The organism is Streptomyces sp. G7(2002) (assembly GCF_028870195.1).
Lineage (GTDB): Bacteria > Actinomycetota > Actinomycetes > Streptomycetales > Streptomycetaceae > Streptomyces > Streptomyces nigrescens.
This window is the reverse complement of sequence record NZ_CP102609.1, coordinates 8,533,107-8,554,204: the sequence shown is the minus strand read 5'-3', so window position 1 is coordinate 8,554,204 and position 21,098 is coordinate 8,533,107. Positions and strand designations below refer to the sequence as shown.

Below are 21,098 nucleotides of genomic sequence, written 5' to 3'. Positions count from 1 at the left end.
GAACCCGTGAGCAAGAACATCAACAACCCCGTGGGCATGGGCGGCGGCCAGCGCAAGAAGCTGTCCCGCGCCGAACGGCAGAACAACGGTCCGCACCGCAACCTCGACCGCCAGGGTGCAGCCGCCCAGAAGGCGGAGCTGGTGCGCAAGATGCGCGAGAAGGCAGGCGCAGCTGAGGGCGCCGGGCAGGCGGGCGACGACACCGCACAGAGCTGACGCACCGCCGCAGCAGGGCGGCACCGCACGGGGCAGGGCCCGGACCGCGACGCGCGGTCCGGGCTCTGCTGCTGTACCGGGCGCGGCCGGTCCCGCTCAGCTCTCGGCCGAGCCGAAGGAACGGCCGCGGTGGTTCTCCATCACCTCGCGACCCATCACGGCCAACCCGAACTGCAGCACCAGCAGGCCATGCCGACCGCCCTCGGACAATGCCCTGGCTATCGCCCGGAACGACGCGCAACTCCACCTCTGGCACATCACCACCGGACGCATGGTGTCGCTCCCCCTCCTCACTTCCTGCCGCTCCGTGTCGCTCCTCCACGGATACAGACTCATCACCACTCACCCTGAGGGGCCCTACGCCCTGAAGCTGGACGTCAACAGTCTTTGGGAATGACGGTCTCGCGAGCCCCTCTCGAAGCCAGATCGTTTGAGACGAGTCAGAGGTCTTTCTGAATTCGGCGCCGGCGCCGGATAGGGCGTTGTACAGCGATGGGCGGTCGGAGCATCAGTGGGTCCGATGCTCGGACCGCCCATCGCCATGTGGTTGGCGTCCGGGGTGTGGTTTCGCTCCCAGTGGCGGGCGCGGATCCAGCCTGTTCGGGAGGCGAGCCAGTCAGCGAGGACGTTCAGGCCGGTCGCCAGGACGCACGCACCACCCGGCCCGAACTCGGCCGGAGGTGCCGGTTTCCGCACAGGGCGTGCAGAGTGTGGAGGTGCGCGGCCCGTTGCTCGACCCACCCAGGGGTGTGGCCGACTCGCGGTTCCTGACGCTCGGGCTCGGTGAGGGCATGAGCGGTAAGGGCCTGGCTGTAGGTGCCGTGGTGGCCGCCGAGGATCTGTCCGACCTGGTGGGCGATCGACCGGAGCGGACGCCCATGTGCGGGGTAGCCGAGCTGGACCAGGAGCGCCGGGGTGGTGAGGTGCGAGACCCTCTCGTCGCCCCACCCGGCGGCGATGACGCGTCGCTGACCGGCGGTGAGGTAGGAGTCCCACAGGCGACCAGCGACACCGCCGTGTCGATCAGGTGACACACCACCGGATAAGGGGCGCCCGTGTCCTCCAAGCCACTTCATTTACCCCAAGTCGATAATCAACAGGTGGACGCATCACTGTAGTTCTCCGATCAGATGTGGGGTGAATGTGCACCATCTCCGCGAACGCGGAGCGGACTGGGACGGCTCCTGGCTCACCCCCGGAACCCGCGGGACACCTCCGCGCAGGAAGAGGTCGTGGGGGTCCTCTCCACGCAAGCGGAGGTGGACCGTCGATCATCTCGCCCGGCGGGGCGCCGGGGCCATGCTCTCCGCGCGAGCGAGGGTGAGTTCTGTGCCGGTGGTGTGCCGGACGGAGGCGCTGCTGTAGATGCGGGCGGGGACTGGTGCGTCTTCGGGGCCAGGGCGTGCAGGGTCACCCTGCGGCGGCCAGTTACCTCGAGCTCGGGCTGTCAGCGCGTCACGGTCCAATACGATCCGGAAGCCCCCGACCGGTTCGCAATCGAAGGTGGGACACGAATGTGCCCCACCTGCTGCTCACCACGCTCGGGGCTGCGTTCACAGTGGGCACGGTGACAGCACTTATCGTGCGGTTACTCGCCTTCTGACTCTGATCACCTGGCGCAGGTGCACACCGCGCGGGGCCGAGTGGTGGAGACGGACGTTGAAGCGGTTGATACTGATCTTCGAAACCGCGCTTTGGAAGGCAGAGAAGTTCGGTAGGCACTCATACGCCGGGAAGCTACCCACCCCACCACTGCGACGGGGGGCGGAACGGGCCATCCGACTCCGGGCCCGGCTGACGGGCACGGGGCCCGCCGGCCGGGGCTCCACTGTCACCGTGGCGCCCCGAGCTGGGCAGGCGGGCCACTTCATAAGTTGGCCCGCGCCACGCCGCTGACGAGCTGACCCAGGACGTCCAGGATCCCCTCCCCCACCGGGATATAGGGCGTCACGCTCAGTTGCTCGTTGTGGCCAGCTTCGCCGCGAATCCGAGGAACAGCGCTCCCGCCCCCGTCGTGAGGCCCGCTGACAGCTTCCGGCGGCGGCGGAACTGCGTGGCGAGGTAGGTACCGCCGAATATCAACATGGTCACGTACGCGATGCTGATGACTTGGTAGACGAGTGCGAGCAGCGCAAAGGACAGCGCCGGGTGTGCGTACTGGGGATCGACGAACTGCACGAAGAACGAGATGAAGAACAAGATCGCCTTCGGGTTCAGAACGGTGATCACCAATGAGCGCCGGAACAACCTTCCGCCTGTCGACGGGTCAGGGGCGGCAGCGGCCTCCTCCGCGGACTTCTCGTTGTGACGTCGCCACATCGTCCACGCCGCCCGGATCATGCCCACCGCGATCCAGGTCAGGTAGCCAGCGCCGGCGTATTTCACGATGGCGAACAGTAGTTCGTTGGTCTGCAGCAGCGAGGCGAGACCGCCAGCCGTCGCCACCATGAGCAGGCTTTCGCCCAGGAACACCCCCGTCGCGGCGCGATAGCCGGCTCTGACACCCAGCCGTGCGGCGACTGACAGTGTGAACAGGGAGCTCGGCCCCGGCAGCACAATGATCAGCAGCGCGCCCAGGGCATAGGTCAGCAGATTCTCCACTCCCAGCATTCCGACACCCTCCTCTATGCCGTTGAGGACCGGCGGCCCGCCGGCCCCCAGGCAACACGGCTATCCGACGTTGTTTCCCGTGCGCACGTTGTGCGCGCTCACCATCTCATCGACCTCGCCGATGCGTTCCAGGGCGCACTGCTCACTGATGTGGGTGAAGTTGTCCGCCCAGAAAGCGCCCAACTCGTCGATGTCGAGCAAGTCCTGATCACCGAACCTGGCGAACATCTCCTCCCGGTCGTCCCGTGTCACGGTGATCCCTAGAGCTGCCAGGTAGCTCTCGATCTCTGAGCTGCTTTTGAAGAAGTTTGGCCGCTCATAGTCGACCAGCAGATCCCATGCCGGACTGTTCGGCAACGGAATGAACCGCGAGAATTCAACCGAGGAGAGCTCCACCTCGCCCAGCATCTGCCGGATCCCGGCGATGGTGCGGTCCAACGTCTCCGGCCGCTCTCCCGGAGCGCCGGCGATGTACGAGGCGTGAACCGATATGCCCGCCTTGTTCAGCATGCGGATGGCTTCGAGATTGGTTTCGCCGGTGGTCTTGTTTTTCCGCTGCGCCTCAAGCATTTCGGGGTCGGCGGCGTCCAGCCCAATGTTGGCACGCGTGACGCCGAGCCGACGGAGCTTGTCGACGTTGTTGCGCTTGGTCAGCCCGAGGGCGCGCGCATAGACCATGACCTGCAATTCGCCGTCGTCGATACGGCGCTTCAGGTGCGGCGGGGTGGCGTCGATGAGGGCGTCCACATAGCGGGGACTGGCGGTGAAGCTGTCGTAGACCTCGAAGAACAGGTTGATTCCATGCTCGCGGTTGTACTGGTCGATCGCCTTCCAGAACCCGCGGGGGTCACCCGTGTTGACGGTCAGGTCCGCGATGGAGCAGTAGGTGCAGCGCTTGTAGCCGTTCTCGCAGCCGCGGGCGTTGTTCACCGTCACCGGTCGCACCTGGTGGCCGTGGAGATGCCCGAACTGCGTGCGGTAATTGTCTGCGTAGGTGTCCAGCACGTCCTCGATGAAGGACAGGTCCGGAATCGTGTTGCGTAGCGAGAGTGCGTACTTCGGTGCTGGATTGATGTGGAGTCGGCCGTTGTGCCGGTAGGCGAGCGAGGACACGTCCGACATGCTTGTGCCGTCGAGTAGAGCACGGACCAGCTCCACGAACGGGATCTCGCCGCCGTCGTTGGCTATCACGTAGTCGATCTGGGGCCTGTTGCGAAGGATCATCTCGGGAAAGAAGATTGCATGGTCGTCGCCGAGAACCACCTTGGCCCCGCAAGCCTTGGCCGTCTCGGCTATGTTCAGGGCCTCGGAGTAGGTCGGTGTCAGCGCGCTGATACCGACGAGGTCGGGGGCGAAGGCCCGAACGGCCTGCTGCACGGTCTGGGTGTTGCTGATACCGCCGTCGACGACCCGGATGTCGACACGGTCACCCAGTGCTTCTCGCGTCGCCGTCGCGAGCTGGATGATCCCTATGTGCGGGTAGCAGGCATAGTTCGAGGCGTTCCTGTTTTCGGTGGGGTTGGGGGCGTTCGCGAGCAGCACCTTCAACGTCATTCCATCACCTGGCACAGGGAGAGCGAAGCGGACGGCTGACAGCAGCGCGCCCGTACGGACGGATCATGAACGCTCGCACGCGGAATATACGTGTACCAGGCATTAATCAGCCAGGTGGGGGCTGAAAGCGGATCCCTCGATTCCATTCAGCCAAATGAAAACGATCAAGACGCTTGAGCGAGGGACCTGCACGCCCGGCACTGAACCATCGAAGGCCGGGCCCGTGGACTGCTCCACACGGCCCTCACGCCCTGACGCCCCCGGTCCGCTCCGCACAAGCGGAGGTGGACTGGCTGGTCGCGATCGGCTCGACGATGGTGCGGGCCCACCAGCACACGGCCGCCAAAGGGGGCTCGAAGACCGCGGACTCGGACGCTCCCGCGGCGGGCTGACCAGCAAGATCCACCTCGCCTGCGATGGACACGGCAGGCCCCTGGCCTTCCTGGTCACCGCCGGCACCCGCAACGACCGCACCCAGTCCGAAGCCGTCATCCGCATCCCACGGCCGGGACCGGGCAGACCTCGGACCCGGCCCGAACACGTCGTCGCGGACAAGGGCTACTCCGCCCGCACCTTCCGCGCCTACCTCCGCAGGCGTGGGATCAGAGCAACCATCCCCGAACGCTCCGACCAGCTCGCCGGCCGCAGACGGCGTCGTGAACAGCCCTGCGGTTTCGACAAGGCCGCCTACCGGCGCCGCAACGTCGTCGAACGCTGCTTCAGAGCACGCAGCTCGGAACCTGGCAGGCCGGTCCGGATATCAAACAGCTCACCGTCGCGAGCCGCTGTCATCAACTTGGCGCGCCGGCTGATTGGCGTTAGGGGATCCTCGGCAAAACCATGTCGGTTGATCACGGTGCCGACCGTGCCCGCCTCGGCAGCGATGCCGGACGCCGTGCTACTCGCTCCGCTCCCTCTGCTCACTCGAGAAACGCTGGAGCTTCCGTACCGCATGCGGCCGACGCAGGGCGGGGAAGGCTCCCGCTACTTGGGCAACGCGCGCCTCTGCGTCAGCCTGTGCCCCAGAGGGTGGCGTCAGTTGTCGGCCTGCAGGTGGGCCGGGCCAAATGCCTCGGGCAGCAGTTGGCTCATCGCGCGGATGCCTTCGGGGGTGTGGACGAGCAGCTCCGGGCCGCCGAATTCGTAGAGCAGTTGCCGGCATCGTCCGCACGGGACCAGGACATTCCCGTCGCCGTCGACACAGGTGAAGTGGGTCAGGACGCCGCCTACCAGTCTGAGGCTGGATACCAGCCCGCACTCTGCGCAGAGCCCTAGTCCGTAGGAGGCATTCTCCACGTTGCACCCTGTGACGATGTGGCCGCGGTCGGTCCGTGCCGCGGCACCTACTGGGTAGTTGGAGTAGGGGGCATAGGCATGTGCCATTGCAGACCGGGCTGCGCTTCGCAGTTCTTCCCAGACTCGCGTGTCATCGGTAGATCGTGCCGCGGCGTCGGGGGCGGCCGTCATGCGTGGTCCTTGTGCCGGCGGTCCAGGCGGACGGCTTCCCTTGGCTGCCGGGCCATCTCGGGAATGAGGACGGGGATTTGATCGCGTACCTCGAAGATACGGGCGCATTGGTCGCAGGTGAGCTGTTGTGAGTGCGCTGTGTAGTTCAGCGCTGCGTGGTCGAAGGGGCAGGCCATGATTGACAGGAGGTCGGGGTCCAGCATGTGTACCTCTTTGCGGTGGGCGGACAGGGGTGCGTGAAGAAGGCTGACTTCATGGGCTGAGTCGAGGTGGACCGAGGCGGATGCGTTCTCGCGTCTGGTCGAGGGAGCCGCGGAAACCGTGCAGGTTTTCGAACCACCAGGTCACGCCGAGGTCTGCGTAGGCGGCGACTCGTTCTTGGTCGGCGTCTCCGCCGTCTCCGTTGGTGTAGCCCCCCAGGGCGAAGTCGTAGGGGGTGGTAGCGGTGCGGTGTTCTTGCACGTACGAGACGATGTCGCCGTAGGTCTGTGGGGGGATCATGGTCGGTGTCCACCTCTTGCGGCGTTCGAGAGACAGACGTCCTGGCAGGACTCCGTCCCAGCGGGCCGCGCGGCGGAAGGGGCGGCGGTTGGGCCAGTATCCGGCCACCCAGATGGGAATTCGGGGGCGTTGTACCGGCTCCGGCAGGAAGGTGCACTCTGCGATCTGGAAGTGCTGCCCTTTGTAACGGAATGGCCGACCGGACCAGAGACCGACAATGATGTCCAGCGCCTCGTCGAGTTTGTCAGCTCGGACGCGTTCATCGCCGTCTTCGCCGAAGTCTTCGAACTCCGAGTCGCGGGGATAGCCCAATCCCACGCCCAGGATGAAGCGTCCGTCGGACAGGTGGTCTAGGGTGACCGCCTCCTTGGCTACCTTCCAGGGTCGGCGGCGGGCCAGCGGAGTGACCATGGTGCCGAACCTGATCCTTTGCGTCGCCGTGGCCACGGCGGCGAGGCTGATCCAGGGGTCCACCACCGGCCGGTCGAAGCCCCTCATGAACAGCAGGTGGTCCCACAGGAAGAAGCCGTCCCAGCCGGCGTCCTCGGCCTCGCGTGCCAGCGCAGCCAGGAGCTTGGGGGCTGCGTAGTCGCCGTGCGGGGGCACAGAGATCCCGTATTTGAGCCGGGAGGCGGGCAAGGCGCCAGGCGGTGGGCTGGCAGAGGTATCACGCATGCGGTCCTCCTCGGTGGGGCAATATTGCGCGGGCGGAGCTCGGCGCGGCGGGATGTGGTGCCGTCGGGCTCAGCGTGCGGGGTCGTGCGCCAATGGTGGAGACAGCTGCGGCTCCAAGCGCCGCTGCTTGGCGCAGCGTCGTGCGCGGGTCGCTTCCTGCAGTGAAGCCGGTCAATAGGCCTGCGGCGAAGGCGTCGCCTGCTCCGGTGGAATCGATGGCTACGGCCGGGTGGGCGGGGACGTCGATGTCTGGTCCGTCGCGGCGGGCCCACAGGGCGCCATGGCTGCCGCGCTTCACGACGACGTGGGTGGCAGTGGCGGTGAGGCCACGGGCGGCGAGTTCGTCGTTGGTGCTGCCAGTGAGGGCACAGGCTTCCTCAGCGTTGGCGATCAGTACGTCGATGCCCCGCATCCACTCACGACACCGCGCGGGACCGGCTTGGTGGAGCAGCCCGGCGGAAGCCGCGTCGATGCTTATGCTGAGGCGGCGTTCGCGGGCGACAGTCAGCGCGCGTAGGCCGGCAGGGCGGGATTCGGTGTCCAGCAGGACATAGGCTGACAGGTGTATGTGTCCCGTGTCGGGTCGTGTGGCCAGCGCCGTATCAATGTCGCGAGGCGTGAGACGGACGTTGGCGCCGCGTTGGGACATCATGGTCCGGTTGTGCGCATCTGCGATCACCACGACGCTGCCCGTTGCGGCGCCATGGCAGCGACGCGCGGCGCAGTCCACTCCTGATTCGCTCAGTTCGGTGATCCTGGCGTGTCCTTCGGGGTCGTCACCGACGCTGGTTACCAGAGTGACCGGTGCGCTCTGCCAGGCCAGCCATGCGGCGGTGTTCGCTGCCTGTCCTCCGGGCGAGATGCGGATCCTGGCCTCGTTGTCGTCTCCCTGGGTGACGTCACCGTGCGGAAGGACGATGACGTCGGTGGTCACGTGTCCGATGACGACGATGCGGACGCGTGGGTCCACGGAGGGAGCGGCAGGGAGCGGCGCGGGGTGTTGCGAGGCATTGCGGCCCGTACCGGTGGCATTTAGGCCCATAGGCGGGTCACATTCCATCCGAGTTGGTGGAGCAGACGCCGTACGAGCGGCAGTGATATGCCTTGCAGGTTGCCTGGGTCGCCTTCGACGTTGTCGACGAACCATCCACCCTTATGGGAGATCTTGAACGCGCCGGCTACAGCGAGGGGTTCCCCCGTGGCGATGTAGTCGGTGATCTCGGCCTGCGTGGGGGTACCGAAGGTAACGATGGTGGAGCACAGGCCGGTGACCGTGCGTTGTGTGGCGGCATCGATGAGGCAATGTCCCGTGTGGAAGGTTCCTTTGCGGCCGCTCATGTGCTGCCAGAGTTCTATGGCGGGCTGGGGGCGTCCGGGTTTCCCGTGAGCGATGCCGTCCAGTTCGAGGAGCGAGTCACATCCGATCACGACGCCTTGCTTCACTTGGAGGCTGACCGTCTTCGCTTTTGCCTCTGCCAGGCGCACCACGAGGTCATGTGGCGCTTCTCCGGGTAGGGCTGTTTCGTCGGCACCGCTCACGATGACGGTGGGTTCAATGCCTGCTCGTCGCAGTAGGTCCAGTCGCGAGGGCGATCCGGATGCGAGCACGACCTCGGTCATTGGTTCGCTTCCTTCGCTGTCAGATCTTCAGGACGCCTGCCACAGTCCTGCTGCCAGGTGGCGCAGATAGGTGTTGTGGGAGCGGGTGTCCTCGAACACGAAGTCGTCCGACGCCTGCAGGGTGAAGGACGGACTGAAGAGGTCGCAGAGTTCGTGGAGTTGGTAGACCCGTTGACGTAGTTCGGTCACCGGGTCGTAGGTGAGCGAGCGGGCATCGGCGCTCTGGTTGACCAGCGGCTGGTAGTAGCCGTCGTCGGGGGTCATGAAGTACACATAGAGCAGGCCCTGGGGGCACAGGACGCGGCGGATCTCCTGGCTGAGGAAGCGTAGTTGGGCGTTCTCGACGACGTTCTCCACGCTGGTGAAGGCCGAGACGATGCTGAAGGTGTTGGTCTTGTACGGAAGTTTTGCTGCCATGGATCCTTGGACGAGGCGGAGGCTTGGGCCGTCCTCGCGTGCGGCTGCCTTTGCCAGGGGACGGTGCGCGAAGTCCATTCCGTAGTAGTCCAGGCCGGTTTCTTTCAGCACGGTGGCGTTTCGGCCTCCGCCGCATCCGAGGTCGAGCAGGCGTGGCGGCCCTTCGACTTCGGCGATCCGGGGCAGGCACTGCCGGAAGAACTGTGTGCCGTGTGAGGGCTTGGTGTTGGTGGATGACGATATGGCCTTGTTGATGTATTCGCGTTCCCACAGTTGCTGGCTCATGCCTGTCCTCTGCTCTTGATCCGGGTCATTCGCACACTTGGCATGCGCCGTCCAAGCCGACGCAGTCAGCTTCCGCGGGTTGTGCTGCAGGCTGGTTGGTCGCGGTCGTCCAGGCGATGGCCTGCTCGTTCTTAGAGGTGTCGCGGTAGACGGTGATGCCTTTGCAGCCCAGCTCCCATGCCTGTTGATACAGGGAAGCGACGTGCTGGGGTGTAGCGTCGGCGGGGAGGTTGACGGTCTTGGTGACCGCGTTGTCGACGTGCCGCTGGAACGCTGCCTGCATGCGCACGTGCCACTCGGGCGCGATTTCGTGCGCCGTCTTGAACACGGCCTGCAGGTCGGCCGGGATGTGTGCCAGGCCGGCCAGGCTGCCGTCGTTCTGTGCGATCTGCTCGAGAAGTCCGTCGGCGGGGATTCCGCGGTGTTCGAGTTCTGCGAGCAGGGTCTGGTTGACGGAGTGGATTCGCCGGTTCCCGAACACCTGTTGTGAGTAGGTCATCCCGAAGAAGGGCTCGATGCTGAATGCGGTGTCGAAGATGACGGCATTGTTGCCGCTGGGGGGAAGGGCAAGGACGGCTATGTTGCGGGGCTGCTGATCGCTGTCCTTCCAGTTCGTATGAACGATGTTCGGGAAGGGGCCTCGCTCGTGGCCCAGGGCGTACGACGCTGTCTGGGCTGCGTCACGGATGACGGAGGCCAGCAGCTCAGCGCAGTTAAGGGCCTCGGGAGAGTCGTAGGGAATGCCTGAGGCGGCCAGACAGTCCGCCCAGCCGGTGACGCCCAGTCCCACGCGTCGGTTCGCGGATACGGCCTCCCGGATGTTCTCTACGGGGAACCAGGACACCGAGATCGCGTTGTCTATCATGCGGACACCAGCCGCGACGACGTGACGCAGGCGCTCCTCGTCGAAAAGGTACGGGGTTTTGCGTTCGTGAGCAGGGAGCAGCAGCTTCGGCAGATTCAGGTATCCCAGGTTGCATGCCTCGTAGGGGTACAGGCCGATCTCGCCGCAGGGGTTGGTCGCTGTGATCTCTCCCAGGGCGTCACGCAGGGGGTTGTCATCGTTCATGCGGTCGAGGAAGAGAAGACCGGGATCGCCCGTCTCGCAGGCGAGTCGGCATGCCGTGCCGAAGAGTTCGGCGGCCGGTATCTTGCGGACGGCTTCGCCCGTGCGGGGGTTGATCAGGGGCCAGTCGGCTTGGGCTGCGACGGCGTGCATGAAGGCGTCGGAGATGCCGAGCGAGATGTTGGTCATATTCAGGGAGCCGTCGATCTTTTTGGCTTCGATGAACTGCAGGACATCGGGGTGGTCGATGTTGAGGACGGCCATGTTTCCGCTCTCGTAGCGGCCGCGCTGGCGGAAGAGTTTCGTGGCGCCGTCGAACATCTTGAGCAGGGCGACGGGGCCGGCGGCGAGTCCCGCCGTGCCGCGAACGGCGTCTCCCTTGGGGCGGATGCGGGAGTAGTTATAGCCGCATCCACCGCCCAGGCCTTTGACCACGGACGAGTCGGTGAAGGTCTGCAGGATGCTGGCCTGGGAGTCTTCCAGCGGGAAGACGAAACAGTTCGCCAGTTGCGGTCGGGCCGAGCCAGCATTGGCGAGCGTCCTGCTGCCGGGGTGGAACTCCAGTCGTGCCATGACCTCGTAGAAGGCCGACTCCCATGGTTGTGTGTCGTCTGGCTCCTCCACGGCGGCCAGCGCCTTGGCGATGCGCCGGAAGAACGCTTCGGGGGTTTCGGTGACCTCGCCGTGCTGGTCTGCTGTGAGATACCGCTCTCGGAGCAGCAGGTGTGCGTTGCCGGTGAGGTTGACGCGGTCGGTGCGGGTGGCTGTCAGAGCGGTGCGCACCGATGCGAAGAGAGTGGCGATCTGGCCTGGCATGCGGACGACCTCCCGGTCGATGGGTGACAGGCGCGCAGGGCCTTGGCGGCTCCTGTGCGCCTGTCACCGGGATCGGTTCAGAGCCGGCGCAGGGCTTGCGTCTCGCTGGCCTGGAGGAGCTGGACATCTCCTGCTGTGTAGGAGGTGTCGGTGATGACGGTCTGGTCGGAGGGGCCGCGGCTGCACATGCACATGTGACGTCCAGATGCCGAGGCTTGGGCCGCGCGGGCGCCGCCGCTTGTCACGATCTCTGTGGCGATGTCTTTGACCAGATGTTCCTGGATCTGGAATCGCCGGCTGAACGCCTGAACCAGACGAGGGAACTTGCCGAGACCTAGGATGCGGTCGCCGGGGATATAGACGATGTCGACGGCGCCGAAGAACGGCAGGAAGTGGTGGGCGCAGATCGAGTAGTAGTTGATGTCTCGGATGCGGACCGCGCCGGTGTACTCGCCTTCGACCGTGCAGGTCGTCTTGAGGATCTTGGAAGGGTCCGCCTCGTAGCCGCTGAGCAGTTCGCGGTAGGCGCGGACGATGCGTGGTTCGCTTTCGGGAGACTGGTACCAGTCCAGTGCCCGTTTGTCTGTGGTGACGTTCTGTTCGATCCACTCGGCGATGGTCATCTATTCCTCCGTTGCGGCGCAGGCGCCTGGGCGCAGCCGATGTTGGTTAGCGGAGATGTCCTTGACTGTGCAGCTGGGCGAAGATGATCTGGTCGACGGCGGAGGTTTGGTCACGGTCTGCGTAGGTCAACCAGATCATTTCTGCGATCTCTGAGGCGGGGCTGAGGTCCCCGAGGTAGTCGCATTCGTAGCAGCGCATCCTGACCTCCACGCCTTCAGGTAGCGCGTCCGCCTGGGCGTGGAACTCCCCTACGTAGCGGGCGGTTTCAGGCTGGAGGTCGACGGACAGTTCTTCCTTGATCTCGCGGATCAGAGTGTCGAGGTCGCCCTCGCCCTGTTCCCGTTTCCCCCCAGGGAGGTAGTAGCGCGACCTGCCCTTGGAGCGGGTCGACAGGATGTGTCCGTCCTCGATTCGGATCCACGCGATTTTGTCGATCATGTGCGGGTGCCTGTGTGTCCCTTCGCTACCAGATGGTCACGGGCGTACTCGTCGGTCGTGAGGTCGTCGGCGAAGGCGATGGCCTTCTGGCCCAGGCGGTGAATGGCGGCAGCCTCGTCGTGGGAGATCTGGGTGGACCAGGGGACCGTGGTCTTCCACTGTTCGAGCGGCTTTCGGTAGGTCTCCAGGCCGGCGGTGCGGGTGGCGACTTCAGCCAGGGGGAGCTTGCGGTCGGTCACCGAGGCCCACCAGGCGGACCTTTCCGCGGTGTGGTCAGCGGGGGTGAAGGCGCGTACGCCGCCGTCGTAGATGGCACAGCGCTCGAAGAGGCTTCCTGGGGTGCTGAGGCGGTGGTGCTCGTATTCGGGTGCTGCGGCTGCGGGGGCTCGCAAAAGGTCAAAGGGGAAGTGCGGGAAGGACGGCGGAGCCTCGGGGCTGGGCAGGTCGTAGAGGGCTTCCAACGCCACCACGGTCAGGGATGGTTGGCTTTGTACGTAGGTGCTGGCTATCGCGGGCGTGGCGGCCAGTGCTGCCAGTACGCGCTGCACACCGAGCCGTGAGCCGATGGTGAAGACCAGGATGGATTGCAGCGGCCTGCCGCGCTTTGCCGCTCGCTCCACTGCTTCCGTCAGGACGCGGGCGAGGGTACTGCCGGTACCGATGATGTCGCCGACCACCAGCACACTGGCATCTGCGAGTTCCCATCGGTCGTAGGTCAGCTCGATCGGTCCGTCCGGGGGGCGTTCGGTGCCGACGAAGCTAACCGCGGGGTCGGCCTGCAAGACGTTGCCCAACGCATCTTCGATCCCGAAGCTGAGCCCTCCGCGGAGCACATTGAGTGTCGCGAACTGGTCAGCGGGGGTAGTCGAGAGATCTGACGTGTCGGTGGCGGTCAGCGCGTGCAACGCCTGCGCCACGGCGTTCCGGGAGTGGCGCCGGTAAGGGGTGCCGCAGAGGGTGGGGTCCGTGAGCAGTGCCCGCGACGACGGTGTCGAGCAGATCAGGGTGCGTGCTGGTCCGGTGGTCGCATATTCGTACACGCTGCTGCCGTTGACGCTCATGATGCGTTTCACGCCTGTCCCCTCACGATTTGAGTGCTGGTCGACGCGGCGGCCTGCCGCGCTGGGCGGCGATGAGCCGCTCGATGGCGTACGACGACTCGATGCCGTCGTAGGTCTTGGCCGAATCGAGGGGTGCGGCGTCGTTGACCACCTGGGCCACAACAACGGTGCCCGGACGCGGGATCGGGTCGGGGATGTCGCAGGAGCTGCGCACGGTGATCGCGGCGAGGCCCACTGCGGCAAAGAGGTGCTGCCAGTCCAGGGGGCAGTGACGGCTCGGCATGCCTCCGGCGGATTCGTAAATCCCGTTGTCGACGATAGCCAGCGTGTGGTTGTCAAGGGTCGGCAGCCTGCTGCCCAGAGCTGTAAGGACGGAGAGATTCATGAGGAAGCTGCCGTCTGTGTCCACGGCGAGGACCGGCCGCGGTTTCATGGCGATGGCCATACCCGTCGCGAGGGCGGACACGTCACCCATCGTGTCGGTGAACAAGGTTCGCTCCGGAGCGAGTTGAAAGAGTTCGTCACTGGTGCGCCCCAGGGAGGACACGACGACGCAGTCGGGATCTAGCCGGCCGAGAAGCGCCTGCAGAAACTCGGATGTTCTCATGCGGCACTCCGCAACTGCTGCAGGAAAGACTGATTGGCGATCAGGGCTACTGACCGCTGGCCGGTGTCGGCTGTGGCGTATGCCTGACGAAGCAGCGTGCCGAAGTGCTCCAGCGAGTGGATCTCCTGAGACAGCACGGGAAGCATGCGCAGGTGCGTGTGCATGGTCTCCTCGTGCGGGAGGCCCCACCAGTTCCTTTCGCCGAAGGCCCCACGGCGGGCCAATATCCAGACGGAGTGCAGACGATGACTTATCGTCAGGCGTGCCAGCGTCTCGCATGCGCGACGCAGCCCCGAGTTCTCCATGAGGACCAGGCTGCGCGCTCCGGCGAGGCGGGCGCCCGCCGCCAGGCCGACCGCGGTGGCCTCGTCGCACGCCGGCTGGTAGTCGATCTCTGATCGCTGAGCGGCCAGTGTGTGCAAGGGCGCCAGCAGCGAATCGGGTACGCCGCTGATGAAGTCCACACCGGCCTGGAGCAGTGATTCATAGGCGTCGCCTGCCGACATGCGGATCAGTGTCCGGTCGACACGAGCTCGACGATGATGTTGGAGTAGTGCGTGGTGCCGACGTTCTTCAACAGATGTGCGGGGCCCACCTGGTGGTAGACGGCATCTCCTACCTGATCGTTGCTGGGATGAACCGTGGAGTCGACGTCTATCGTCTCGGTCTGTCCACCGGCGACGACGACGTAGACGTAGTCGCAGGGGTGCTGGTGGATCTCTGTCTGCTCCCCCGGGGCCAGATCGAGTGTCCAGACGCGGACCCGCTCGTCTTGATGGACCAGCTGGGTTCCGACCTGCACGATTTCATCTGACATCAAATACGACCTCTCCATGACGGCACGGGCGGTGAAGGAGGTGAGAGCCGGCGTCGGGATCGATGGGCCCGACGGGAACGACCTTGGCGGCGGTGCGGCAACGACGTGCCTGAGGCACAGCCGCGGGGCAATTCCCAACCAGCGCTCTCCATGGAAGGCCCCCACGGCGCAGTGGACAAGACCACATGGCAGGTCGGCTGAATCTCTCTTGGACGGCCAGCCCAGAGAAGGACAAAGGGCCCATTTCACCTCTCCTTGTGTGCGTCACTCTGCCAAGTTGCGCTACGTCGCACGTGTAACTGCAAAAACGCAGGGAGCGGCCCAGTCTGTGGCTCCTGTTCATCACCGCGAGCGCAGCCGTGAGCAGGGCGCCGCAATGGTCCGCACGCGGCGAGATGATCCGCCTCTCGCGGGCTGCGCCGACCATATCCCCTGATGAAAGCCAGTCCCGGTGAGGCCCGGGCCCCGATGACCCCCGTGTGCAGGGGCCCGGGCAGAACGCGAAGCTGGACGCCCGGTCCGTGTCCGACGGAATCAGCCAGCCGTGCGAGGGCGATTGACTCTCTTACGTACGGAACATATTTTCCTGCGCACCTCTCTGCTCAGACGTCCGCGACTGCGTGACCGGAGGCTTGTGCTGCCCTGAACCGGGCTGGCCCTTCACCGCCCTTCGCGTACCAAGGCGGTGCGGCCTGCGCGCCTGGGGTGGGGGAAATGGCGGCTGCTCTTAGCCACAACAGCGCCCGTCGGTCCCGCGAAACGGATCAGACGCCGAACCACTTCTCGATCTCTGCCGCCGCCCCGTCCTCGTTGACGGTTAGGGTCGTGGCGTCGGCGATCTGCTTGAGGTGCGCCGGAGCGTGCCCCATGGCCACGCCGCGCCCCGCCCAGGCGAGCATCTCGGCATCATTGTGGCCGTCACCGATGGCCAGCGCCATTCGGCGATCCGAACCCAGCATCGAGGTCACCTTCTCCAAGCCGGAGGCCTTGGTCACCCCCAGCGGTCCCAGGTCGAGCCATGCCTCAAAGCCCACTGCGTAGCTGGCTCCACGGATGCGGAGCCTTTGCATCAGGGTTCGAAAGTCCTCACTCGTCTGGCTCGGGTCCCGGACGACGGCCCGGATGACCGGCTCCGAGCACAGACCGTCTAGAGGAGCGACGATCTGCGGGCCGAGAAGCTTCTCCTCGGGGAACTGATGCGTGACCAAGTAACCGGTGCCCGCGATCTCTACGGCGACCCGAGCAGCCGGAACATGCTGCAGCAGTGCGTCCAGCGCCGGCCGGGCGTTGAATGCCTCCTGCGCAAGGATCTCGCCAGTGGGCATCCTCGCCACCACTGCTCCGTTGCTGCATACCGCCAGCCCCTCGCGAAGGCCCGTGCTGCGGAAGAGTTCCATGACCTCGAAGGACGCCCTGCCCGTGGCGAGCACGACGTGGCAACCGGCGTCGGACGCCCGCACGAGCGCCGCACGAACGCGATCCGTGATCTCGCAGCCGGGCTCGACGAGTGTGCCGTCGATGTCCAGGACGAGCATCTCAGGCTGCCAGCGGGGCCCGGGAATCCCCACATGATGGTCTCCGTTGTCCGGGCTCAGGTTGCTGCGATCCATAACTCGACACCGCTCCCTTGGGCTGCATGGTCAGTGACAGGGTCCATGAGCATCCGTCGTGCGGGAGCGGGTCCGCAAGGTCCGAGGCCCTTCGCCGAACACTGCGGGCCATCTTCCGGGCCTGCCCTGTGTTGCGGATGTCGCGGCCTTGCTTGTGGAGCTTCTCCTCAACAAACAGAACAGCTTGGCAACGACTACGTAGTGCTTTTCGACGAGACAGACGGATGCTCGGCCGTGCAGAGCACAGTCCGGCGCGAGCAGGTCGGAGAGCACTGAACGTCGATGGCCGTTCGTCGAACCGGAAAAGATTCAGGCGAACTTCGTACTGGTCGAGGCGGGCGAGGCGATCCCGGCGGACGGCGATGTGATCGACAGGTCGCCGCGGTCGACGAATCGGCAGTCACCGGTGAATCCGCACCCGTCATCCGAGAATCCGGCGGCGACCGCTCCGGGGTCACCGCCGGCACCACCGTGCTGTCCGACCGCCTCGTCGTACGCGTCACCTCCCGCCCCGGACAGTCCTTCCTGGACCGGATGATCGCGCTGGTCGAGGGCGCGACCCGGCAGCGGACCCCCAACGAGACCGCGCTGCACATCCTGCTCGCCGCGCTCACCATCCCTGCCCGCTGCTCCCGCCGAGGCGGGAGCCATGGAGCGGGCCGCCATCGCCTGGCTCCGCCCGCTCCGCGTAGCCGACCAAGCGTCCCGCCGACTCCCCACGCGACATCCGGCCCGTCCGTCTGCAAGGCTCGGCATAGGTGACGGCTGTCTTGCCGGGCACCGGGATCCGAATGAGATAGGCCGGTGTCGCGAAAAGACGGCCCACTGGGCCCGCCCTCGAACGCAGGAATCCCCGCCGGCAAACCGACGGGGATTCCTCACCTCTCACGCGGTATCACACGCGTCTCACCAACAGCATTGACGCTCCTGGGCCACAAGGGCCTGACCTGCGCCTACGCTCCTGACCTGGACCATCTAGACCACACAAGACGCGATCTGCAACCTGCGCCAGGTGCGACCGTCAGCTCGGAGCGGGTGGCTACGGCCAATCCAACAGAGCCGCAGCCCCAAGGTCTGCATCAGTCAAGATCCGGACCATTCCCGGGCCAGCAGGCCCGGCAAGATCCCCACGGCTGCCATATTCGCAGGTCAGCGAGCTGCTTGCGCTGTACCACCAGACAAAGAACCTGCTGGTGAGCTACTCGGCGAAGAAGCTGGGGTTCTTCTAGAGCCTCAACTCGGTTGGCTGGAGGGAGCTTCGCCCCGCCAGGCAACCCGGGCTCGCAGCCACTGTCCTCGATCACACCTCGCCGACCACCTGGCCAGCACCTGACCTCACCAACCCATCCCGAACGGCTGCCCCGACCGGGACGGCTCTCAGACCAAGCCGCTGTACGCGGCCAACCAGCCCGTGGCCAAGTGGTCGCCCCGGGTGAAGACGACCGCGCCACGGTGGCCACCCTCCGGGTTGTCCGGTGCCGGGCGCGGGTAAGGGAGTTCGACCGCGGCGGGCTCGACCGGGTGAAGCTCCACCGACGTGCCGTCCCACAGCCGTACGGTCGCGCCACGTGGGCAGCCCCGGACCAGGACACCGTCCGGGCCCGGGGTCAGGAGCGCGCCCGTCGTGCGTTCCGCGAGGAGTTGCCGGTAGCGCTGGGCGGGCAGGGCGCAGCCGTTGGGTGGTGTGGTGCCCGGCCAGTCGGGGGCGCCTATGCCTCGCTTGCGGGCGGCACGCCACATCTGCGGCACGAGCCGGGCGGCGAGCGGCGCGGTGGCCATCTGCTCGCAGATCCACAACAGGCGCCCGGCGCCGCGGCGCGGCCCGAGGTCCCGCCAGCGGATCCGGGCGGCCAGGTCGGCGGCGACGACGGCGGCCCAGGGGTGCACGGTGCCGAGCGGGCCCTGCGCGCCGAGCCATGCCAGGTAACGCTGGGACTCCTCGTAGATCCCGGTGAGGCTCTCGGAGGGAATGCCGAGGACGTACGGGGAGCGGCTGCGGAACACCTTGGGGCTGTGGGCGACCAGGAGCAGCGCTGCCCGCGCCAGGTCCCCGGCGGCCACCGGTTCGTCTGCCGGCCGCGCCGGGGCGCCGCCCGCCTCCGGGTCCGGGGGGTCCAGGTGGCCGCCGTTGCGCAGCACCCGCAGCAGCACGGCGCGGGCCCGGTCGGTGAACTGCGCCTGTTCCAGGTTCGGCAGATGCGTGGCGAGCAGGGCGGTGAGCACCTGCTCGGCCGTGTCCGGGTCCTGGGGCACGGGGGCGGCGCGCAGCGCGTCGGACAACTCGTCGGCGAGGTCGGTGGCGAGCATGAAACGGCTGGTGAGGGTGCCGAGCTCGGTGGCGACGAGCGTGTCGTCGTGCTCAAGGCCGGGGCTGCGGCGCAGGTAGCGGGCCTCGGTGAGGAAGTCGACGGCGTCGTACAGCGGGTCGAAGCTCTCGTTGCCCTGGTGGGAGGAGAGGGTGCGGGTCCACCAGTTCTCGGCCTCGCGGAGCGTGCGCACGCGGCCCTGCACCGCCTCGGCCAGCAGGTGGTCGGGCAGGCGTTCGCGGATGCGGGAGCGCACGGTGTAGCCGGCGGCCAGACGGGCCTGCCACTCGGGCCGGTCGGTGCCGTCGGTGAGGAGGAAGGCCCAGCCCTCGCGCTCCCCGGCGCCGACGCGCCCGGCGCGGCCGAACATCTGCTGGACCATGGAGACTTCGACTCGGTCCAGGCCGATCTCGGTGTCACGTACGACGACGGCGCGGGCGGGCAGGTTGACCCCGGCCGCCACGGTGGACGTCGCCACCAGGGCGTTCGCCTCGCGGTTCCGGAACGCCTGTTCGGCCTCGCGCTTGTAGGGCCAGTCCCGGTAGTGGATGCGTACGCCCGCCAGCGAGCAGAGCCGCTCGACGGCCTCCGGGTCGTCCTTGTCGACGCCCTTGGTGCGGGCCCCGCGCTCCTCGGCGAGGGCGAGCGCGGTCATCCGCACACCGCGCTTGCTGCCGCAGAACACCAGGGCGCTGCCGCCCTCGTCGGCGATGGTGCGGACCTGGCGGACGGCGGCGCGGGTGCGGGCCGCGGCGCGGGCGCCCCGGTCGCTGTTGGTGGACGCGGCGGGGACGGGTATCTGCCAGATCAGCCGGGTGGGCCGCCACGTGCTGCGCACAAGGCGGGCGCCGAGCCAGTCGGCGACCTCGTCGGCATTGGCGACCGTCGCGGACAGGCCGACGACGCGCACCTGCCCGGTGTCCTCGCCGACGCGAGCGAGCAGGGCCTCCAGGACGGGGCCGCGGCCAGGGTCGCCGAGCAGGTGGACCTCGTCGACGACGAGGCAGCCGACGTCGGCGAGGGCGTCGCGCAGCGAGCCAGTGCGGCAGATGGCCTCGAACTTCTCGGTGGTGGCGACCCAGATGTCGGCCTTGCGGATCAGCTCGGCGTCGACGGCGTACTCGCCGGTGAGGCGCACCACGCTCAGTCCGTTGCTGCGCCACAGGTCGAGTTCATGGTCGAGTTCGTCGGTCAGGGAGCGCTGCGGCACGAGCCAGGCGGCCTTGCGGCCCTGTGCGTTGGCCTTGAGGGCGGCGACCATGCCGACCGGGGTCTTGCCCGCGCCGGTCGGGGCGACAACCAGGACGTTGCCGTCGTTCTCGAGGATCGCCGGGACGGCGTCGGCCTGCGCCGGGTTGAACGTCGGGTACTTCAGGAACCGCGACCAGCCCGGCGGCACCAGGTCGGCCACCGGGACGTAGGCGTCGTCGGCGTCCTCGGGCAGCTCCTCCAGTGCGTCCCACTGCAGCGCGAACGCGTCACGGGCGGCATGGGCGCCGGGACCCGCGACCGGGGCCGCCGGCAGCGGCCCGGAGCGGACGGGCCACGCGACGAGGTCGGTTCGGTACCCCGAGTCGCTGACGGTGCCGACAACTTCTGACTCCTGCCAGTGCCGTGCACAGCGGTACGGAATGTCCTCGTCGGCCAGGTACGCGCGCAGGGCGTCGAATTCCGGGCCGTCCGGCATGATGACGCGGATGTCCTCGGCCGCGTCGACGGCCTCGAAGGATGGCCGCCAGTGTGGGTCGGTCACCTTGCACCAGTACAGGAGCCGCAGTTCCGGATCGGCCGGCAGCGGCAGATCGACGGGCCAACTGGGCCCGGGGGAAGCTAAGTTGGAGGCAATGATGCGCGCGGGGCCGGGAGCAGGCCGGAGTGTCGCGCCCGAGGAGGCATGGATCGGTCTGATGGTCAGGCCGCCCGGCTCATCACCCGTGGGGCACGGGCCGAGCAACATCTCCCAGGCATCGTCGGCATCGCGGCCGGGATTCGGCTTCGCGGCGGGAGCGGGCGTAGAGGCCTTTGCCCAGCCGCTGTGGCCCATGAGTTTGTCGTACGTCTTCACGCCGAGATCCGCGAGGGCGTAGGCAGCGGGGCAACTCGGGCAGACGACGGCGACGTAGCGGTAGACGCGCCCCTGGGACTCGTACGGCCTGCGCAGAGAGTGCAGTTCGCCACCGCAGGCGGGGCAGCCGCGCGGGACCTTCTCCTCGTAACTCCAGCCCGGCTCCTCGAATCGGGCCGGCAGCGGGTCGGTCAGGCGGACCCCCCATCGCGTGCGGACCAGGTCCGGTACGGATTCCCCCGACGCGGCCACTCCATCCTGCTTTCCCCCACCAGCCGTGCGCATGACCCAACTCTGACATAGGCGCCACCATGGAGCGAGTGACCGCTCACACGTGGTGAGG

20 protein-coding genes and 2 pseudogenes are annotated in these 21,098 nt (G+C 66.8%); 4 read left to right on the top strand and 18 right to left on the bottom strand.

The features are described 5' to 3' along the window. Positions 1-6 precede the first annotated feature (6 nt). A complete protein-coding gene (locus NUT86_RS36720) occupies positions 7-216 on the top strand; it encodes a DUF6243 family protein (protein ID WP_067378516.1) in 210 nt (69 codons plus the stop codon). Between the two features lie 96 nt (positions 217-312). Here the strand turns inward: NUT86_RS36720 and NUT86_RS36715 are convergent, their stop codons facing one another. After that, positions 313-489, bottom strand: coding sequence for a hypothetical protein (locus NUT86_RS36715; protein ID WP_274739696.1), 177 nt, complete (start codon positions 487-489; stop codon positions 313-315). A 443-nt stretch (positions 490-932) separates the two neighbouring features. Here NUT86_RS36715 and NUT86_RS36710 point away from each other — a divergent pair, with 443 nt between their 5' ends. Beyond that, a complete protein-coding gene (locus NUT86_RS36710) occupies positions 933-1,247 on the top strand; it encodes a hypothetical protein (RefSeq protein ID WP_274739694.1) in 315 nt (104 codons plus the stop codon). 922 nt (positions 1,248-2,169) lie between these two features. Here the strand turns inward: NUT86_RS36710 and leuE are convergent. Together leuE and NUT86_RS36700 are read right to left on the bottom strand one after the other, a co-directional pair. Continuing rightward, a complete protein-coding gene (gene leuE / locus NUT86_RS36705) occupies positions 2,170-2,826 on the bottom strand; it encodes a leucine efflux protein LeuE (RefSeq protein ID WP_018088765.1) in 657 nt (218 codons plus the stop codon). A 60-nt stretch (positions 2,827-2,886) separates the two neighbouring features. After that, positions 2,887-4,380 (bottom strand): B12-binding domain-containing radical SAM protein, encoded by a 1,494-nt coding sequence (locus tag NUT86_RS36700; protein WP_159484575.1) that lies wholly within the window; start codon positions 4,378-4,380, stop codon positions 2,887-2,889. Between the two features lie 272 nt (positions 4,381-4,652). On the opposite strand from NUT86_RS36700, the pseudogene NUT86_RS36690 reads away from it, so the two are divergent. After that, a pseudogene (locus tag NUT86_RS36690) lies at positions 4,653-5,182 on the top strand (IS5 family transposase); the annotation flags it as partial. Between the two features lie 233 nt (positions 5,183-5,415). Here NUT86_RS36690 and NUT86_RS36685 read toward each other — a convergent pair. The 14 genes from NUT86_RS36685 to NUT86_RS36620 form a co-directional block, all read right to left on the bottom strand. After that, positions 5,416-5,847, bottom strand: coding sequence for a cytidine deaminase (locus tag NUT86_RS36685; RefSeq protein ID WP_274739692.1), 432 nt, complete (start codon positions 5,845-5,847; stop codon positions 5,416-5,418). Next, complete coding sequence (locus NUT86_RS36680) at positions 5,844-6,050, bottom strand: Trm112 family protein (protein WP_274739690.1); 207 nt, start codon at positions 6,048-6,050, stop codon at positions 5,844-5,846. Before NUT86_RS36680 ends, NUT86_RS36685 begins: the two co-directional genes overlap by 4 nt. Before the next feature lie 49 nt (positions 6,051-6,099). After that, the gene (locus NUT86_RS36675) at positions 6,100-7,023 is read right to left on the bottom strand and encodes an LLM class flavin-dependent oxidoreductase (protein WP_274739689.1); all 924 of its coding nucleotides are present in this window, start codon (positions 7,021-7,023) and stop codon (positions 6,100-6,102) included. Further along, positions 7,016-8,065, bottom strand: a complete 1,050-nt coding sequence (locus tag NUT86_RS36670) for a carbohydrate kinase family protein (protein WP_274739688.1) — start codon at positions 8,063-8,065, stop codon at positions 7,016-7,018. Before NUT86_RS36670 ends, NUT86_RS36675 begins: the two co-directional genes overlap by 8 nt. Continuing rightward, the gene (locus tag NUT86_RS36665) at positions 8,056-8,643 is read right to left on the bottom strand and encodes a Maf family protein (protein WP_274739686.1); all 588 of its coding nucleotides are present in this window, start codon (positions 8,641-8,643) and stop codon (positions 8,056-8,058) included. Before NUT86_RS36665 ends, NUT86_RS36670 begins: the two co-directional genes overlap by 10 nt. A 27-nt stretch (positions 8,644-8,670) precedes the next feature. Further along, positions 8,671-9,345 carry a class I SAM-dependent methyltransferase gene (locus NUT86_RS36660; protein ID WP_274739684.1) on the bottom strand — a complete coding sequence of 225 codons (675 nt, stop codon included), beginning with the start codon at positions 9,343-9,345 and terminating at the stop codon, positions 8,671-8,673. 25 nt (positions 9,346-9,370) lie between these two features. After that, on the bottom strand, positions 9,371-11,227 hold the full coding sequence (locus NUT86_RS36655; RefSeq protein WP_274739682.1) for an adenosylcobalamin-dependent ribonucleoside-diphosphate reductase: 1,857 nt from the start codon (positions 11,225-11,227) through the stop codon (positions 9,371-9,373). 77 nt (positions 11,228-11,304) lie between these two features. Then, complete coding sequence (gene folE, locus NUT86_RS36650; RefSeq protein WP_274739680.1) at positions 11,305-11,850, bottom strand: GTP cyclohydrolase I; 546 nt, start codon at positions 11,848-11,850, stop codon at positions 11,305-11,307. A gap of 46 nt (positions 11,851-11,896) precedes the next feature. Next, the gene (locus NUT86_RS36645) at positions 11,897-12,289 is read right to left on the bottom strand and encodes an NUDIX hydrolase (RefSeq protein WP_274739678.1); all 393 of its coding nucleotides are present in this window, start codon (positions 12,287-12,289) and stop codon (positions 11,897-11,899) included. Continuing rightward, positions 12,286-13,362 carry a hypothetical protein gene (locus NUT86_RS36640; protein ID WP_274739676.1) on the bottom strand — a complete coding sequence of 359 codons (1,077 nt, stop codon included), beginning with the start codon at positions 13,360-13,362 and terminating at the stop codon, positions 12,286-12,288. Before NUT86_RS36640 ends, NUT86_RS36645 begins: the two co-directional genes overlap by 4 nt. Before the next feature lie 10 nt (positions 13,363-13,372). After that, positions 13,373-13,957 (bottom strand): thiamine pyrophosphate-dependent enzyme, encoded by a 585-nt coding sequence (locus tag NUT86_RS36635; protein WP_274739674.1) that lies wholly within the window; start codon positions 13,955-13,957, stop codon positions 13,373-13,375. Next, the gene (locus NUT86_RS36630) at positions 13,954-14,463 is read right to left on the bottom strand and encodes a thiamine pyrophosphate-binding protein (protein WP_274739672.1); all 510 of its coding nucleotides are present in this window, start codon (positions 14,461-14,463) and stop codon (positions 13,954-13,956) included. Before NUT86_RS36630 ends, NUT86_RS36635 begins: the two co-directional genes overlap by 4 nt. Positions 14,464-14,468: 5 nt before the next feature. After that, positions 14,469-14,774, bottom strand: a complete 306-nt coding sequence (locus tag NUT86_RS36625; RefSeq protein ID WP_274739670.1) for a hypothetical protein — start codon at positions 14,772-14,774, stop codon at positions 14,469-14,471. A gap of 764 nt (positions 14,775-15,538) precedes the next feature. Further along, positions 15,539-16,384, bottom strand: coding sequence for an HAD family hydrolase (locus tag NUT86_RS36620; protein WP_274739668.1), 846 nt, complete (start codon positions 16,382-16,384; stop codon positions 15,539-15,541). 316 nt (positions 16,385-16,700) lie between these two features. Here NUT86_RS36620 and NUT86_RS36615 point away from each other — a divergent pair. Further along, positions 16,701-17,002, top strand: a pseudogene (locus NUT86_RS36615) (P-type ATPase); the annotation flags it as partial. Positions 17,003-17,761: 759 nt separating this feature from the next. Here the strand turns inward: NUT86_RS36615 and NUT86_RS36610 are convergent. Beyond that, a complete protein-coding gene (locus tag NUT86_RS36610) occupies positions 17,762-21,040 on the bottom strand; it encodes a DEAD/DEAH box helicase (protein ID WP_274739666.1) in 3,279 nt (1,092 codons plus the stop codon). Between the last annotated feature and the right edge of the window lie 58 nt (positions 21,041-21,098).